This window comes from Methanosarcina sp. 1.H.T.1A.1, from assembly GCF_000979295.1.
Lineage (GTDB): Archaea > Halobacteriota > Methanosarcinia > Methanosarcinales > Methanosarcinaceae > Methanosarcina.
This window is the reverse complement of the sequence record NZ_JJQY01000107.1, coordinates 1-17,771: the sequence shown is the minus strand read 5'-3', so window position 1 is coordinate 17,771 and position 17,771 is coordinate 1. Positions and strand designations below refer to the sequence as shown.

15 protein-coding genes and 1 pseudogene are annotated in these 17,771 nt (G+C 47.7%); 13 read left to right on the top strand and 3 right to left on the bottom strand.

What is annotated here, in order from left to right; genetic code table 11:
• Positions 1-464: 464 nt before the first annotated feature.
• The 13 genes and pseudogenes from EO95_RS11195 to EO95_RS18770 form a co-directional block, all read left to right on the top strand.
• The gene (locus EO95_RS11195; RefSeq protein ID WP_048134766.1) at positions 465-992 is read left to right on the top strand and encodes an LURP-one-related/scramblase family protein; all 528 of its coding nucleotides are present in this window, start codon (positions 465-467) and stop codon (positions 990-992) included.
• Positions 993-1,002: 10 nt separating this feature from the next.
• Positions 1,003-1,176, top strand: coding sequence for a hypothetical protein (locus EO95_RS17665; protein ID WP_156164049.1), 174 nt, complete (start codon positions 1,003-1,005; stop codon positions 1,174-1,176).
• 60 nt (positions 1,177-1,236) lie between these two features.
• Entirely contained in the window at positions 1,237-2,577 is a 1,341-nt protein-coding gene (locus EO95_RS11190; protein WP_327037163.1) for a sodium:proton antiporter, read from the top strand.
• A 390-nt stretch (positions 2,578-2,967) separates the two neighbouring features.
• Positions 2,968-4,041, top strand: coding sequence for an AI-2E family transporter (locus EO95_RS11185; protein ID WP_048134764.1), 1,074 nt, complete (start codon positions 2,968-2,970; stop codon positions 4,039-4,041).
• Between the two features lie 576 nt (positions 4,042-4,617).
• Positions 4,618-5,175 (top strand): DUF1269 domain-containing protein, encoded by a 558-nt coding sequence (locus EO95_RS11170; protein WP_048134761.1) that lies wholly within the window; start codon positions 4,618-4,620, stop codon positions 5,173-5,175.
• Positions 5,176-5,449: 274 nt separating this feature from the next.
• The gene (locus EO95_RS11160) at positions 5,450-5,680 is read left to right on the top strand and encodes a hypothetical protein (RefSeq protein WP_156164048.1); all 231 of its coding nucleotides are present in this window, start codon (positions 5,450-5,452) and stop codon (positions 5,678-5,680) included.
• Between the two features lie 1,214 nt (positions 5,681-6,894).
• On the top strand, positions 6,895-7,410 hold the full coding sequence (locus EO95_RS11150; RefSeq protein ID WP_235282977.1) for a DUF1269 domain-containing protein: 516 nt from the start codon (positions 6,895-6,897) through the stop codon (positions 7,408-7,410).
• A 179-nt stretch (positions 7,411-7,589) separates the two neighbouring features.
• Positions 7,590-9,944, top strand: coding sequence for an arylsulfatase (locus EO95_RS11145; protein ID WP_048134757.1), 2,355 nt, complete (start codon positions 7,590-7,592; stop codon positions 9,942-9,944).
• A 212-nt stretch (positions 9,945-10,156) separates the two neighbouring features.
• Positions 10,157-11,164 carry an AI-2E family transporter gene (locus tag EO95_RS11140; RefSeq protein ID WP_052733577.1) on the top strand — a complete coding sequence of 336 codons (1,008 nt, stop codon included), beginning with the start codon at positions 10,157-10,159 and terminating at the stop codon, positions 11,162-11,164.
• A 36-nt stretch (positions 11,165-11,200) separates the two neighbouring features.
• Positions 11,201-11,338 carry a hypothetical protein gene (locus EO95_RS17660; RefSeq protein WP_156164047.1) on the top strand — a complete coding sequence of 46 codons (138 nt, stop codon included), beginning with the start codon at positions 11,201-11,203 and terminating at the stop codon, positions 11,336-11,338.
• Complete coding sequence (locus tag EO95_RS11135; protein WP_048134755.1) at positions 11,339-12,700, top strand: anaerobic sulfatase maturase; 1,362 nt, start codon at positions 11,339-11,341, stop codon at positions 12,698-12,700.
• Positions 12,701-12,878: 178 nt separating this feature from the next.
• The gene (locus EO95_RS11130; protein WP_048134754.1) at positions 12,879-14,369 is read left to right on the top strand and encodes an arylsulfatase; all 1,491 of its coding nucleotides are present in this window, start codon (positions 12,879-12,881) and stop codon (positions 14,367-14,369) included.
• A 544-nt stretch (positions 14,370-14,913) separates the two neighbouring features.
• A pseudogene (locus tag EO95_RS18770) lies at positions 14,914-15,408 on the top strand (IS701 family transposase); the annotation flags it as partial.
• 381 nt (positions 15,409-15,789) lie between these two features.
• Here EO95_RS18770 and EO95_RS11115 read toward each other — a convergent pair.
• From EO95_RS11115 to EO95_RS11105, 3 genes are all read right to left on the bottom strand, one after another.
• Positions 15,790-16,242 (bottom strand): universal stress protein, encoded by a 453-nt coding sequence (locus EO95_RS11115; RefSeq protein WP_048134753.1) that lies wholly within the window; start codon positions 16,240-16,242, stop codon positions 15,790-15,792.
• Positions 16,243-16,341: 99 nt separating this feature from the next.
• Positions 16,342-17,295: a choline TMA-lyase-activating enzyme gene (cutD, locus tag EO95_RS11110; RefSeq protein ID WP_048134752.1), complete on the bottom strand. Its 954-nt coding sequence runs from the start codon at positions 17,293-17,295 to the stop codon at positions 16,342-16,344.
• A 51-nt stretch (positions 17,296-17,346) separates the two neighbouring features.
• Positions 17,347-17,709: a glycine radical domain-containing protein gene (locus EO95_RS11105; protein ID WP_268767904.1), complete on the bottom strand. Its 363-nt coding sequence runs from the start codon at positions 17,707-17,709 to the stop codon at positions 17,347-17,349.
• Positions 17,710-17,771: the final 62 nt, after the last annotated feature.

The window sequence follows — 17,771 nt, the reverse complement described above, 5'->3', positions numbered from 1 at the left end:
CTTGTCTGGCGGCCCTTCCCAAAGGAAAAAAGCAGAATAAATGGAAGAGAAATGAAGACCGAAATTTAGTCCTGTTTGTTTGTATAGTTCTCGTGCTTACTCACAAACACATCCAACAGCTGTCACTTTCTTCTTTCCGTTCTCTTTCTTCTTTCCGTTCTCTTTCTTCTTTCTGTCTTCTTTCTTCTTTCCGTTCTCTTTCTTCTTTCTGTCTTCTTTCTGTTTTTGTGGGAACGATCGCTCTCCTGCGTTGAGCGGGACAAAATCGACTCAATATAGCGAATATGGTTGCACGGGTTAGAGAAATCGTAAAGATGTAATTGAAATTTACAGGAAAGCTATGTGATCGAAAAAAAGTCATGTATTGATGCCAAATTATAAATCAATTTGAATATATATCATTTATATTTATACACTCTACAAGGGAAGAGACATGGAATACAATAAAAGGGGAGTGATTTTTAATGGGACGAATCTTGGGCGGTCTCAGAGGCCGAGGAGCAGAAAGCACACAACGCTACAAAATGCACGAAAAACTCATTTCCATAGGGGATGACTACTGGATCGAAAATGAGGCTGGGGAGAGGGCATTCTATGTTGACGGCAAAGCTCTCCGTATTCGCGACACCCTGATCATCAAGGATGTGCAGGGACACGAGCTGTACAAACTCAAGGAGAAGCTACTCAGGATCAGGGATACGCTGGAAATCCAGGATGGGGACGGCAAAACAGCCGCAACAATAAAAAAAGCCCTGATAACGCCTCTCCGCGACCGCTGGAAAGTTGAAGTCGCAAATGGTCCTGAAATGAATGTCCAGGGCAATATTCTGGACCACGAATACAAGATTGAAGCTGGGAGAGATAAAGTTGCAGAGGTCTCCAAAAAGTGGTTCCGGATAAGAGATACCTATGGAGTGGAGATTTCTCCCGGACAGGATGCTGCTCTAATCCTGGCAATTACTGTGGCTGTTGACCAGATGGCACACGACTGAAGGGAGAGGTTTGAAAGAAGGGGAAAGAGGGGAGAAAAGAAGGGGTGAAACCACCTCTTTTTTGAATATCCTTGAGACTGTAGGCGTCCTTGCCACACTGATCTTCGTGCTTACCAGCATACTGGGCATGGGGGTTCTCCCTGACAGTACCCCAGAAAAAATTTCCACGGAACCGGCAAGGTGAAGGGGAGATGCAAAAAAGCAGCTGAGAGCTCAAAAAAACTGATGGCGCAAAAGTGACAGTCTGCACCCGAAAGCAGAAGGAATTTCCACGACAGCAGAAACAACAAGCTTTGTCATTGCCTTTGCTGCACTACTCTTTGTTTATAGCCTTGTCTCCCAAAGAATCTCTAAAACCGTTGTCACTACCCCGATAATTTTTGTTGCGGCCGGAATGCTGCTCAGCCCGGAAGGGCTCGACATGGTAGAATTTCCAGAAGGGAGCAGTTTCATCCTCAAGGTAGCTGAGGTGGCTCTGGTACTCACACTGTTCGCCGATGCTTCCAGGATCAAACTGAGGTCACTGGGCCAGAAGGAAGGTCTGCAAAACCGCCTCCTCTTTTTTGCCCTGCCCCTTATTATTATCGCAGGGACTGTTGCTGCTGCTATCATATTTTTGGACCTGAACTTTGCCGAAGCTGCACTCGTGGGAGCTATTCTTGCCCCTACAGATGCCGGGTTGGGCCAGCCTATCGTAAGCAACCCGAAAATACCTGTCCGGATCCGACAGAGCCTAAACATCGAAAGCGGGCTCAACGATGGAGGAGCAATTCCTCTTTTCATCTTCTTCCTTACACTGGCTAAAGGAGAGGAACTTAACCAGCCGATAGCTACTATTTTATCCCTAACAATTGAACAGATAGGGTATGGAGCTCTGGTCGGTATCACACTGGGTCTGCTTGGAGGATGGCTTTCCGGCAGGGCTATCAGGGCAGGATGGACTTCCACGCTTTACCGCAGGATTGAATTTCTGGCACTTGCCATCATCTCCTGGCTTGTGGCCGATACGCTGGGAGGAAGCGGATTCATAGCGGCTTTTTTAGCGGGAATGGCAAGCGGGGCTATGGGCAGAAAGGTCGAGGAGGAAGAGATAATTCTTACGGAAGCCGAAGGGAGCATCCTGAGCCTTGCAGTTTTCTTCATATTCGGGGTCGTAACCGCAACAAGGCTTCCAGCCATCGGTTTGTCTGAGGTCGTTTATGCAGTACTGAGCCTCACTGTAATTCGTATGGTCCCTGTAGCAATCTCTCTGATTGGTGCGGGTCTGCACCGCGAAACCGTCCTCTTCCTTGGCTGGTTCGGCCCGAGAGGCCTGGCATCGGTCGTCCTTCTGCTCATTGCTGTGGAAGAGGCAAAAGGGATTCCGGGGCTTGAAACGATAGTTCTTGTCGTGCTCACCACAGTCCTCATAAGTATTTTTGCCCACGGAATTTCCGCAGGCCCTGCAGGCGAATGGTATTCACGGATAGTAGCTGCACTGCCTGAGGATGTGCCGGAAAGAATGGAAGTGAAGGAACTGCCTGCACGTCAGGGCTTTACCGCTACCGAAGGCGTGCTAAAAAACTCCAGGGAGAGAACTAAGTAAAGAGAAAATAGGCAAAAAGGAAACTGGGAAAAAGGAAAGGGGGAAAAAGAAAATAAGGAAATATAGAAGAGAAAATCCTAAAATTATATGTGCTAATTTATATATATTCTGGGATTTATACATATATTGTGCCCATTCAGTGACTTAATAGTTTAATTAAAAAATGAGAGGAGATTGGGGTTTTTATCTTCTTTCTTTAGATGGGGGAGCTGGAGTCTTTACTTTCTTCATTTATTAAAATGGCAGCTAAAAAGACAGGATGCGAAGTTACTGATTTTTAATTCTTCTCAATTGAAATGCATGGAAATTAGAGAGCAAGACAGGGAAGTTGATCTATGAAAATTTGAAAAACAAAAGAGGCAGCAAAAGAAAAATCCGGAGTAAGAAAGCTTGGGGGATGTAAATATAAATGCAAATACCAGTTCAACGCCAGCCAAAATTCTAATTTACAGCACTGCTGCAGTTCTTCTTACACTTGGTATGAAAGCGATTTCAACTATACTGGTACCGGTTTTTTTCGCTCTTTTTGCCTTTCTAATCTTTGCTCCTCTGGTTCGCTGGCTCATGAGGAAAGGGGTTCCGGGAACAGTTAGCGTTTTTCTTGTAATCCTTTTTTTCATTTTTGTTTTTTTTGGAACCGCAGTTCTGTTTGTGAACTCTTTAATCCAGATCAGTAACCAGATTCCAAACTATGAAACTCAGTTGCAGGGTATTCTGAACAGTATTTCAACATATTTGCCTATAGCTGGAGTTTCAGTGGAATCGGTACTGCGCGATATTGCAGCATTTGCTTTCAGAGTGTCTGGGGAAATTATTTCAGGGGCCTTAGGTGCCGGATCAACAATTGTGCTCATTGTTATCACGACAACGTTTTTACTTCTGGATTCTGCAAGTGCGCCAGAAAAGGTTCAAAAAGAAGTTGAAGATCAACCAGTCCGTCTTTCGAAGTTTACCGAATTAAGCAGCAAAGTTATAAATTACATGCTCCTGAGGACTGAGACCAATTTGCTTGGGGGAATTGGAACTGCCATACTGCTCTTTATTGGGGGTATAGATTTTGCTCTTCTCTGGGGATTCCTGACATTCCTGTTCGGTTATATACCTTACCTGGGCTTTTATCTGGCCGCTGTTCCACCTATGCTCCTTGGCCTGTTCAAGTATGGGCCTATAGGGGCAGTGGCTGTCCTTGTCGGTATTAGTCTTATCAATATGCTCGTGGAAAATGTTCTTTTCCCGTCCCTTGCAGGAAAAGGCCTTAAATTATCTCCCACGATTGTATTTCTTTCCCTGTTTTACTGGTCTTTCATACTGGGAGCTGCAGGTGCTTTGATTGCCGTACCCCTTACAATAGTTGTAAAGATAATTCTGGAAAGTTCCGACGAAACATACTTGATGGCTAAACTGATGGAATCAAGTGGGGATAGAGGTCAGGATGAGGAAAACGCGGACAATAATGAATCCTGAGATTTTTAAAGACTACAAATTTCAAAAATACATGGTTTTGAAAATAATCCCTGGGAATCTCAAAGAGAAGCGGTTGTTGAGCAGATTGATGAGCGTTTCAACGGAAGATAGAGCAAAGGAGCGATAAGAGAGCAGGGAAAAGGAAATGGGGACTCAGAAGAATAAAAACACTCTTTAGAGCCGTCAATACTGCAGAGAACATGGGCAGAAAGGACGGGGAATTTTCCCCCTCTCTCAGGCTTTTGAAGAAAGGAGTTTTCAGCCTGCGGAGTTAAATCTATCTTCCCTGCTTTCCAGCAATTTTTGATCTTAAGTGCATTTTTATATGTGCTCAATTTTATATAAACTGGGACTTATATATCACATTGTTAATGCTGCTGAATCTGTTTTTCGGGTGCTGAGTTCCGGACAAGGCGAAGGGGAAGGAGAAAATAGCCGCCGGAAAAGTGAGGAGATTTCGCGGCTTATCCGGATAATCCCCAGGTCATCGATCAGGATTAGAGAAATGGAAAGTTAGGCAACGGAAAGCGGGGCAGCAGAAGAAGAGGGAGAAGAACTTCAAAAGGGGGAAAACAAATGACCGAAGCAATGTATGGACCTATGCAGCTCTTAGTCATTGTATTCGATAATCCAAAATTCCATGGACAGATCCGCCGAGAACTTGAATCTGTCATGGAAAAAGGAATGGTAAGACTCATTGACCTGCTGTTCTTATGGAAAGATGAAAAAGGGAACATTAAGTCTATGGAAGCCACACAACTGGACCAGGAGGAGAAAATGCAATTCGGAGCCGTCGTAGGAGGACTTATCGGTTATGGAGCCGGAGGCGAAGAGGGAGCCAGGGAAGGCACAGAGGCAGGAATTCTGGCAGCCGCCCAGGAAAACTACGGGATCACTGATGAAGATATTCTGGAGGTAACCGATGCCATCCCGGAAGGTACTGCCGCTGCCATCCTTATCATCGAACACCTCTGGGCAAAGAATCTCAAACAGGCGATTCGAGACGCGGGCGGAGTGCTGGTTTCCCAGGGCATGCTAACACCTGAACTACTTGCTTTAGTTGGAGCGGAACTGGCAGAAGCGGTAAAATTTGCAGAGGAAAAGAAGCCTGGAATGGCAGCAGCGACACCCTGAAAAATACCAAAACTTAAACGCCGATTTTACGAATGTTTTAAGACCTGACACTCTGCTCCGGATCAGTACCGAAAACCCGGAGGAAAACGGAAGATAGAGCTTTCATTTTCTCGTTTTTAAAGGCAGTGAGCATGAGAAGGTGCAAAGTTACTTTTTTTTCTTTATTTTTCATTACCTGGAATGCGGGGGGATCAGGCAGCAGGAGAGGATTTTGACCTATAATAGATAGTGAAGAGGAAATATAACTGACGATTATGTTCTGATTATTGAGGCTATGAAGCAGGAAACCTGGATCATGCATGAACAACCTGTACAGGCTCTCTTACTCAGGTTTACCGGATCAGGAGTGGAGTTCAAAGCCAGATGCGGGATAGAAAATTACGTGGAAATCTGGGTTTCAGAGGACAGGCTCAACACGGCAATATATAAAGCCCTGATAAATGCGAATATATTAATCCTTCTTCCGACATCATTGTTCACTTTGCGGACCCGGATCAGGAGCTGAAAATTTCCAGATAGGAAAAGGATTCGGGGGATTCCTGATTAATCAGTTGATCTATTCCGGAGCCCGGAGACGGGAGCTTTCAGTTTTCTTTCCCTGTGTCGCCCGGAGCTTGGGCCAGCCTGCCAGCCAGATAAAAAGTGCCCGACAAAACAACACCGCAATAAAGAGAAACAATACATTGGAGAAATGCCCCGGGGACTGAAAAAAATATCTTCTTTAATACCCACGAGGCTGCTTTTTAATTTACAGGTAAATCCAAGCGCCTCCGCCAGCTTGTCTGGCGGCCCTGCAAAAAAAGCAGAAAAAGAGCAGAAAAAGAGACTTAAAAAAGTATTTTTCAGGCAGAATTTGATTTGTTCTTTTTTGTTGGGTCTTACGGTTTCCTCGATATTACAGTTTCCTCGATATTACGGTTTCCTCGATCGTTTTTGCTTGCTGACTTTTATTTTCGATCTTCTTTTCGGGCTTTTTTGCGGGAAAGACCGCTCTCCTGAGTCGAGTGTGACAAGAACGAAACCGATAGCAAATAATGTTGCACGGATCAGATAGATATATTATTTAGTCCCCTTTCTCCAATAGAAAGGAGCAATCCATTTCGGCAGACCCGATAAAATAAATCAACATGCATAGGGTAATATGTATAAAAGAAGAATTATATAAAGCGAATAATTGAACATCGAGCTTGGGGGAAGTGATCTCGAAGGTTCAGTGGGGGTTAACGGCATCAAAATTTACGGTAGATACCTGACAGGCGGTTTTCAGGAATAATAAAAGACACCTGACGAATCTCAAGCCTTCAGGCTCAAACCGATAATAGTCAAAAAAGACATTTAAATGGAATTCATCTCGCTCTGAATAGCTCTGGCTATGGCAGAATATCAGTATCTTTAGACCCTGTGAAATCACATTAATAAAACTCACATGGGACAACAAATGAAAAAAAATACTGTAAATTTCCCTGTCAGAAGCGATTGCCAGAAGTGATTATTCCTTGACCCTCGGCACAAAACGGTTTGTGGGCTTTGAGTAAGGCTTTTTCCCGGTTACTATGCTGCTGCTAAGCCAGCAGAAAATGCGTAAGCCAGAGAAGAAGACATGGTACCCCGGCTTTTTCAAGAATTACAAAACGATAGTGGAGATGCCGGTTCCGCCTTGATTGGCAAGCTGGCATAAAAACAAAGCAACAAAGAAAAAATGTGAATATAAAAGGAGGTTTGAATATAGCAACTCTAACAGTTTTAAAATTTGACACTCCTGGCGGTGCAGAACATGCACTTGAAGTGGTAGAGGATTTGAGCAAGAAGCAGCTGATCACCCTGCAGGATGCAGCAATCGTTTCCTGGCCGATGGGCAAAAAAAAGCCAAAAACGAAACAATTAACCAGCATGACCGGAGTAGGTGCACTGAGCGGCGCATTCTGGGGCATGCTGTTCGGCCTGATCTTCCTGGTCCCGATCTTTGGCCTGGTCGTCGGAGCTGCTGTCGGTGCACTGTCCGGCTCCTTTGCTGACGTGGGAATCAGTGATGATTTCATCAAGTCGGTCCGCAGTAAAGTGACCGAAGGCACCTCTGCCCTCTTTTTGCTTACCAGCGATGCTGTGCATGATAAGGTAGCAGAAGCTGTCAAAGGCCTCAAGTTCGAAATTATTGCTTCCAACCTGTCCAAAGAAGAAGAGGACAAGATGCGCGAGATGTTTGCCGAAGAAGAAGAGGCAGCTCCGGCAATGTAAGCTTTGACCTGAAAACCGCCACCTCGGGGATACCTGCATTCCCGGAAACTGCCTGTAAAACAGGAAAATATCGATTCTTGAATAAAAAGAATTAGGAGAGAGGAGCGAAAAGTCAGTTCCTTTCCCCATTTTTGTTTTCATGTTTTTTCCGGAAAATCCAAGCAATTATCGGAGGATAAATGCCATTAAAAGAATACAAACCCGGAACTGCCTTCTCCGGCGTCATAGGAAGGACGACGGACCAGTCAGAACCCGCCTGGCCTGAACCCCTGCGGGCTAAAGAAGGCACACCAAATGTGTTATTTATCGTGCTGGACGACACCGGCTTCGGACAACTCGGCTGCTATGGAAGCCCTATCAAAACACCCAATCTGGACAGCCTGGCAGAGGGAGGCCTTGTTTACAACAATATGCACACAACAGCACTGTGCTCTCCCACTCGCACCTGTATCCTGACCGGGCGGAACCACCATTCGAACAACATGGCCTGCATCACCGAAGGCTCAACCGGCTATCCCGGCTACAACGGCTACATACCTTTTGAGAATGGGTTTTTGTCAGAGATCCTTCTGGAGTACGGCTACAACACCTATGCCGTGGGCAAATGGCACCTGACACCGGCAGACCAGATCTCGGCAGCAGGGCCCTATGACCGCTGGCCTCTGGGCCGGGGTTTCGAGCGCTTCTACGGTTTTTTAGGAGGCGAAACGCACCAGTATTATCCTGAGCTGGTTTACGATAGTCACTCCGTACATCCCCCCAAAACTCCCGAAGAGGGCTACACCCTGAATGAGGACCTTGCGGACAAAGCCATCCAGTTCATTGCCGATGCCAAACAGGTCGCACCCAACAAGCCTTTTTTCATGTACTTCTGCACCGGAGCCATGCATGCTCCTCACCACGTCCCCAAAGAATGGGCTGACAAATACAAAGGCAAGTTCAATGACGGCTGGGAGGCTTACAGGGAAAAGACCTTTGCCCGTCAAAAGGAACTGGGCATAGTCCCTAAAGACGCCGAACTATCCCGTCACGACCCGGATGTCAAACCCTGGGATGAATGCTCGCCTGAGGAGAAAAAGCTCTACGCCCGCATGATGGAAGTCTTTGCCGGCTTCCTGGAACATACCGATTACCACACCGGGAGGCTGCTGCAGTTCCTGAAAGATATCGGTGAGTTTGATAATACTTTAATCATGGTGATTTCCGACAACGGTGCAAGTTCCGAAGGGGGCCCCACGGGTTCAGTCAATGAGAACCTCTTCTTCAACAATGTACCCGAATCGCTGGAGGAAAACCTCGCAGCCCTAAATAAGCTGGGGGGCCCGGAAACTTACAACCACTATGCCTGGGGCTGGACCTGGGCGGGAGATACGCCTTTCCGCCGCTGGAAGCGGGAAACATACCGCGGCGGAATCAGCGACCCCTTTATCGTCCACTGGCCAGTGGGAATAAAGGCCGGAGGCGAGGTCCGCACCCAGTATGCCCATGCTATTGACATGGTACCTACCGTACTGGAATGCCTGGGAATTGAGTCCCCGACGGTTATCAAAGGGGTAACCCAGGCTCCCATCGAAGGCGTCAGTTTTGCACCTACCTTCGAAGATGCCGACGCGCCTTCAAAGCACCACACCCAGTACTTTGAAATGATGGGGCACCGCTCCATTTACCACGATGGATGGAGGGCTGTATGCCCCTGGCCGGGGCCTTCGTTTGCCGAAGCAGGGAAGTCTTTCGGGGAACCGATCCCGGCAGAAAAGCTGGCCGAGCTGGATGCAAAAGGCTGGGAACTTTACCACATTGAGAAGGACTGGACTGAAAACCATGATGTAGCTGCGGAAAACCGGCCGACGTTGATCGAGATGATTGCCACCTGGTATGTAGAGGCCGGAAAATACAACGTGCTGCCTATAGACGGCCGCGGAGTGATGCGCCTTGCAGATGAAAGGCCACAGATTGCCACCAACCGGACACGCTACACTTACTATCCAGGAACTCAGGGGGTTCCTTCAAATGCAGCGGTCAGGGTCCTCAACCGCCCGCACAGCATCACCGCTGATGTCGAGATCCCTGCCGGTGGGGCTGAAGGAGTCCTGCTGGCCCATGGGGGCATCGACTCCGGCTATTCATTCTATATGAAAGGTGGAAAGCTACACTGGGTTCACAACTACGTATCCAGGACTCTCTATCACGTCGAGTCCATAGAAAACGTTCCCGAGGGGCGGCATAAACTCCGTTTCGAGTTCGAAGTTACAGGCAAGCCGGACCTGGTCAGGGGCATGGGCGCACCCGGCAGGGCTCAGCTCTATATAGACGGGAAATTGGTCGGACAGGCTGAGGTCCCGGTAACGACTCCGCTTGCACTCGGGCTAACCAGCGGAGTCACCTGTGGCTCAGCTCCTGGGGCTCCGGTTACTCCCGACTACCAGCCTCCCTTTGAGTTCACCGGCAAGATCTACAGTGTGACCGTGGATGTGAGCGGCAAGCTAATCGAGGACAAGGAAGCCGAGATGCGGATAGTTATGGCAAGGCAGTAAACAGCTTAACCATCCACGAAACCGATATCTGCACGGCTCTGGCCAGGCAGATCGAACGGAAGACTGGATCGGACAGGATAGGACAGAGGACTGGCAGGCAACCAGGCGATCCGGGAACTTCCAGTCCTATCCCGGGAGGGAGAATCATTACGGACAAACAACCTCGAAGTGACTTTGCCCGGAGCGCACCTTACTGGCTGCGCCGTGCCGGCGTGTTTAGCTGGCTCTTCTTAGGCATCGTGCTCGCCTCCAGCACCGTCCTTAGCGTCATTGCGACAGTGAGCAGTATCACCGTCCCACTGCTCGTTGCGGTGGTTATAGGGATTGTCTTTCGGCCCCTGGTAGACATGCTGGAGCGGCGGCGTGTTCACCGTAATATCGGCACGGTGCTGACCATGCTGTTTATATTTCTGGGTGCCGCTGCCCTGTTTGTTATCCTGATAAGGGGTTTTATTTATCAGGGAGCCGAGATCGTACGCCAGCTCGAAGCAGGTTGGTACAGCCTGGAGGCCTGGTTGCTGCAGTTCCCGGTCAAAGAGGAGACCCTCGATTCCATCAGCACCGCAATCGCAAATGCCCTGCCTGCGCTGGGTCAGGGGATTATCGGGCTCCTCAGCAGCACGTTTTCGAGTGCTGCCACGCTCCTGATTGGGGTATATTTCAGTGTGTTCATTCTGTTTTTCATCCTGCGGGACGGGCCTGAAATGGAGGTCTGGCTGGCCCGGCAGTTCAAGTTAAAACCCGGGACCGGTACGGCTATCGTTGCTGACATCAGCCGGTCAATACGCCTCTATTTCCGGGGCACCGCGCTTACTGCGGCGATTACGGCGGTCGTGGTGGCCGTGCCCCTGATCATCCTCAAAGTGCCCCTTATAGGCTCGATTCTAATCCTGTACTTTTTTACTTCATTTATCCCCTACATAGGCGCCTTCATTGGAGGGGCTTTTGCCGTGATTATCGCCTTTGGTTCAGGGGGAGCAGAAACAGCGCTGATTATTGCGGTGGCGGTGACCATATCCAACGGGGCGCTGCAGAATGCCATAAATACGTGGGCTCTGGGGACGACTCTCAAGGTTCACCCGCTGGTCGTGTTCCTGGTCACAATCGCAGCCGGCGTTGTCGGGGGAGCCCTGGCCATGATACTGGCCGTGCCGCTGACTGCAGTAGCGATACAGACGGTGCACCGCTTACGCGAGGAAGGAGTTTTTGCAGAGGAGTAGATGGTCCGGATGCACGGGACAAAAGGAGAATTTCAAATGACAGAAAATACAGGCAGACCTTACGAAGTCCTAATAGTGGCCCGAAGTATGGTCCAGATCATGATCAGAATCGTGGCCCGAAGCATGGAGCTCAAATTTGAGCTTGGGAATCCCGGCGCAGGGAGGAAATGCTAAATGACACAACACTATCTGCCTCCCAGAATCCATGTGCTGGCCAAGCCTACCGGGGCAATCTGCAACCTGGCCTGCTCCTACTGCTTCTTTCTGGACAAGGAGTTACTCTATCCAGGCAGCAGGTTTCGCATGTCAGATGAAGTGCTGGAGAACTACATCCGGCAACTTATCGCAGTCCACCGCAGCCCACAGGTGACCGTTGCCTGGCAGGGGGGCGAACCTACCCTGATGGGAATCGACTTTTACCGGCGCGCCATCAAGCTGCAGGAAAAGTACAGGAAGCCGGGAATGACATTTGAAAATACAATGCAGACCAACGGCACGCTGCTGGACGACGAATGGTGCCTGTTCTTTAAGGAAAACGACTTTCTCATAGGGATCAGCATCGACGGCCCACGTGAACTTCACAACGCCTACAGGGTGGACAAAAAGGGGGAGGGGAGTTTTGACCGGGTCATGAGGGGGCTCCGGCTCCTGCAAAAACACGGCGTGGAATATAACGTCCTGGCCACTGTCAACCGCAGAAATGCCGATTATCCGCTTGAGGTCTACCGCTTCCTGCGGGATGAAGCAAAGACAGACTGGATTCAATTTATTCCGGTCGTAGAGCGAATCAATGAGGAGGGACAGACCCTTTACCAGAAGGGAAACACGGTTTCGGACCGCTCAGTGCAACCCGAACAGTTTGGAAGTTTCCTGAGCCTCATTTTTGACGAGTGGGTGAGAAATGATGTGGGAAGGGTCTTCGTGCAGACTTTTGAAGCTTCTGCACGTAGATGGCTGGGGATGCCTTCATGCATGTGCGTTTTTGAGGAAACATGCGGTATGGGACTTGCCCTGGAGCACAACGGGGACCTCTACTCCTGCGACCATTTTGTGGAGCCGGAATACCTGCTGGGCAATATCATGGAGAAAGAGATAGGCGAGCTTGCAGCTTCGGAAAAGCAGTACAAATTCGGGCAGGATAAACGAGACACTCTCCCGCAGGTATGCCGGGAATGTGATGTGCTCTTTGCCTGCATGGGGGAATGTCCTAAAAACCGTTTCCTGACAACCACGGAAGGGGAACCGGGACTGAACTACCTCTGCGAAGGCTGGAAAGCTTTCTTCCGGCACATCGACTTTCCGATGCAGATCATGACAGGCCTGATACGCAGGGGCTACCCGGCACCAGAGGTGATGAGGGTCATGGCTCTTGAAGACGCTTTTGCCCGGGCAGGAAGAAACGATCCCTGCCCCTGCGGCAGCGGGCTCAAGTTCAAACGCTGTCACGGTCTCAAGAAAAACGGACCTGAAAGGAAGGACCGGAAGCAGATAAAGAATAGGGATCAGCCGCAGTCCGGACCTGTTGTACGATTCTGAAAGGAACAAAGTGGGGAGTAGAGAAGAAGAAATCCATATTTTGTTCAATTAAGCACCTAAAGACTGCTAATAAGTGTTGATTTGAGATATTTATCAACCAACCAATCAATCAACCAATCAATCAATCAATCAATCAATCAACCAATCAATCAACCAATATATTCCAGGGGGGTTAAGAATGGCAGAAAAGAAACCGAACATTCTGGTCATCTGGGGAGATGATATAGGAATTAGCAACCTCAGCTGCTACAGCGACGGCCTGATGGGCTACAGAACGCCCAACATCGATAGGATCGCAAATGAGGGCATGCGGTTCACCGACTCTTATGGGGAACAGAGCTGCACCGCCGGAAGAGCTTCGTTTATCACCGGGCAGAGCGCTTTCCGGACGGGGCTGAGCAAAGTGGGCATGCCAGGGGCTAAGGTAGGGATACAGTCCGAGGACCCGACCATCGCCGAACTGTTAAAAGCTCAGGGTTATGCCACGGGACAGTTCGGAAAGAACCATCTTGGTGACAGGGATGAACACCTGCCCACCAACCACGGGTTTGACGAGTTCTTTGGCAACCTCTATCACCTGAATGCTGAGGAAGAACCTGAAAACCCCGATTATCCTCCTGAGGAGGACTTCCCCAATTTCCGGAAAAACTATGCTCCCAGGGGGGTAATCCACAGCTATGCCAACGGGCACATGGAGGACACCGGCCCGCTGGCCAGAAAACGCATGGAAACCGTAGATCTGGAGTTTCTGGAGGCAACCATCGATTTTATCAAGCGCCAGCACGCGGCCGGCAAGCCTTTCTTTGTCTGGTTCAATACCACCTGGATGCACTTCCGGGTCCATATCCCGGACAGGATAAGGGGGCAATCAGGGCGCTGGCAGTCGGAATACCACGACGGCATGATCGAACACGACCGGCAAGTGGGAATGCTTCTGGATTTGCTGGACGAACTTGGCATCGCAGAGGATACCATCGTTGCCTACAGCACGGACAACGGCCCACATATGAACACCTGGCCCGATGCAGCCATGACCCCGTTCAGAAACGAGAAAAACTCCTGCTGGGAAGGGGCTTTCCGCGTTCCTGAGGCAGTACGCTGGCCTGGCAGGATTCCGGCAGGCATGATTTCTAATGAGATGGTGAGCCACCTTGACTGGCTGCCAACTTTCCTTGCAGCAGCCGGAGAGCCGGATATTAAGGAAAAGCTCAAAAAAGGCTACAAAGCAGGGGACAAAACTTTCAGGGTGCATCTTGACGGCTATAACCTGCTCCCATACCTTACAGGAAAGGAGAAAAAATCCCCGCGCATTGAGTTCTTTTACTTTTCCGATGACGGCGACCTGGTAGCTCTAAGGTACGATAACTGGAAACTTGTTTTCATGGAGCAACGTGCCATCGGCACTTTACAGGTCTGGGCTGAACCTTTTATCCCGCTGCGCGTCCCAAAGCTGTTCAACCTGCGCACCGACCCTTATGAAAGGGCGGACCAGACCTCAAACACCTATTACGACTGGCTTCTGGACCATGCCTTCCTGCTTGTGCCTGCCCAGGGTGTCGTGGGAGACTTTTTGGCAACTTTTAAAGAGTACCCCCCACGTCAGAAAGCGGCCAGCTTTACCGTCGATCAGGTAATGGACAAGCTTTTGCAGGGAATCGGAAGCACCTGAAAGTGGAGGCGGAAAGAGAACAGGTCAGGTGCTTTAAGGCTGACATTTACTGACATATAATAACTGAAACCGGGTGCAAGAATCAGGCAGTTAGCACCCGGATCACATCCAGCCCACTAATTCCAGCAGTTAACCTCCTGGACTGAGCCCAACGCCTGTATCTAATCAGATTGGGGAAGATAAATATAAATTCATCAAGAAAACCATGGCCTACTTCACTGGTAATATTTGCAATCTGGGTTATTATCGTACTGGGCGGAGAATTGCTGCAGGTTGGGGGAAAGCCCACGCAGCTTGATGAACTGGCAAAAAATCAGATCATCTTCGGGGTGCTAACTGCAGCGGTCTTTTTGCTCGGGGTTATTACCTATTTGAAATGGTGGCCCGAAGTAGCGGGAAAGGAACCGGATAATTTACGGGATTTGCGCTTGCTTTGGCTTCCGTCACTTGTGCTTTTCCTTCTCTTGCTAATTGTATTGTTTACAGGCCTTCCGCCAACCACGGTGTTGATGTTCGTAATCATCAATACCCTGCTTTATATAATATAATATTTGTTGGAGTTCTACCCGTAAACCCACCTAAATGTAATGACCTTACTTACATCGATTTTCTTATTGCAGCATCTACCGTTTTTAGTTGTACCGAAGCTGCTCGCTGTCATTCATCTTTAGTCAATGCCCTTTCTCATGATTGTTTTACTCGCCTTCTTCAAAATCAATCTCCAGATACAGAATCTTTATGGGCTGAAGTAAGGAAATTTGTTACTCCTAAAGAAAGTTGTTTGATTGTTGACAATACAGTATTGGATAAACCTTATTCTGAAAAGATGGGTTTTGTTCGGTATCGGTGGAGTGGTAAACATCATCGTACTGTAAAGGGGATAGGTCTGATTACCTTAGTTTGGACAAACGGTACAACCGTTATACCTATCGATTTCAGAATTTATAACATCGATGAAGACGACAAAACAAAGAATGACCATTTCCTCGATATGCTTGACAAAGCCAAAGAACGTGGTTTTAATCCAGAATTTGTTCTGTGGTGTCAAAAAGTGTCAGGCAAGAAAGGAAGAGGCACAAAGAGCACATATAATGCTCTCATTAAGAGCTTTCCTCAGACTATAATTACAGAGAATTAAAAGTGGAATATCATGGTTTGCAAGTGCCATGAAAATTAGAAAAGTGGCAGTGACTGCATATTTAAATAACCCTCTGTACACATTAAACTAATTTATATAAAAAGGGAGTTGAGAAAATCGAGATGCTAAGAGTCAACTGCGTAACTCCTATATTTGTTACTTGACCTTAGAAGTATCGTTCAAGCATCAAGTTATATACATTTATATTATTCACCTACCTGCCAATTCTGAAAATTCACTTTTTGGAAGGATTGACATTCTCTGCAGGTATGCCTCCCGGAATCAGCGAACTACAAGTACTGGCCTTTTTGAATGGCGAACCACAGTTTCTGCAACACTTCCAAGCAGGATATGACTAAGTCCTGTCATACCTTTTGTTCCCACCACTATGAGGTCTGCATCTTTCTCTTCAGCAATATCTATGATGCTTTCGGCAGGGTTCTTGCCTACGGCAGACATCTTAGTGCTCTTGCCTTCGGCAGGGATCCTGTCTTCAACTATTACAGACTCGACTTCTACACCTGCTTCTTTCCCCATTTCCGCTACATATGCAGTAGCTCTTTCTCCATCAGCCTTTAATGCGATTGCTCCAACTGCACCAGTATACTGCACAACATGAACAGCAAATACTTTTGCACCTCTATCTTTTGCCAGGCCAATTGCCCATTCGGCTGCTCTATTTGCGTTCTCAGATCCATCCGTAGCAACAACTATCTTCTTATTCCCCAAAATCATGTTAAACCCCCAATCTTCAACAACATTCAAAATATTATATATGTGTTAATTCTATACAGCTAAAGATTTTCTGTTTATTTTGCGCTTATGAAAAGCATTTTAATGGTTGACTATTCTCACATTGAAATCTTGCGCTTTGAACCAACCTTCAATTTCTTTCATCTCTTCCGCATTTAAGCTCGCTTCCTCTTTACAGAGGTACTCTTTATCAAGCTGCTGATACTTATGTACCCCCATCTTGTGGTATGGAAGCAGATCTATGCCTTTAAAATTCTTGCATTCACGGAAAGGTTTTAAAAATTCAATGACCTTTTCTATGTCTTCTTTGCTGCTGTTTACACCTTTAAGCAAAGGCATTCTGATAAGCACATTATATCCGCGCCTAATAAGTTCCTGCAGATTGCTTAAAATAAGCTCATTGCGAACTCCCGTAAATTCCAGGTGCTTCTCCGGCGAAATATGTTTTATGTCGAAAAGGAATAAATCCACAAACTCTGCCACTTTTAACAGGTCCTCTTGCTTTGCATAACCGGATGTTTCGATTGCAGTGTTTATCCCTTCCTGCTTACATTTCATTAGCAAATTTGCGGCAGCTTCTGGCTGCAACAGAGGTTCGCCGCCGCCAATGGTAATTCCTCCGCCCGAAGTATCATAAAAAGCTCTGTCTTTCTCGATGATCTCTAAAAGCTCAGAAATACTTTTTTCTTCTCCTGATATAGATAAAGCAGATGCGGGGCAAACACTCTCGCATTTGCGACAGCCGATGCATTTAATGTCGCGTCGCACCTTATGCTTATTATTGCTTTCCAGGATTGTGTGTATCCCCACAGGGCAGACCTTTACACATTCACCGCAATCGGTACACACACTGCTTTTAAACATCACGTCATATCCTGACCCTAAGCCTTCGGGGTTTGAGCACCATTTACAACGCAGTGGGCATCCTTTGAAAAATATTATGGACCTCACTCCGGGTCCATCATATATGTTGAACCTTTGCACGTTGAAAATGGAAGCTTTTTGTTCAATTGCTTCCGCATCTGTATTGCTCATCCTCGATCACCTGCTGAACTGATCTTTATTTTTCAAGCTCACTCATTTATTTTAAACTTTTTTTAGCATTGTTCTGCTGATGATCTCATCCTGCACATCTTTGCACAATTCTACAAAGAATGCGCTGTACCCTGCCACACGAACTACCAGGTCACGGTACTGTTCAGGATGTTTCTGTGCTTCAAGCAATGTTTCATTATCCAGGTAGTTGAATTGCATGTGGCCGTTGCCAAGTGTAGATGCAGTTCTCAGCAATGTAATTATGCCATTTTCCCCTTCAGGTGTGTCGAGCAAACCAGACATGAACTTAAAGTTGTGAACCATACCTATGTTCATATCGTCACAAGCCATCTTCGAAACCGATTTAATGATAGCAGTAGGTCCCAGGAAGTCCGCTCCTTGAGTTGGGCTGATACCTGTCTCTTATACACATCTGACGCTGCCGACGAATAGAGAGGTGTAGATCTCGGTGGTCG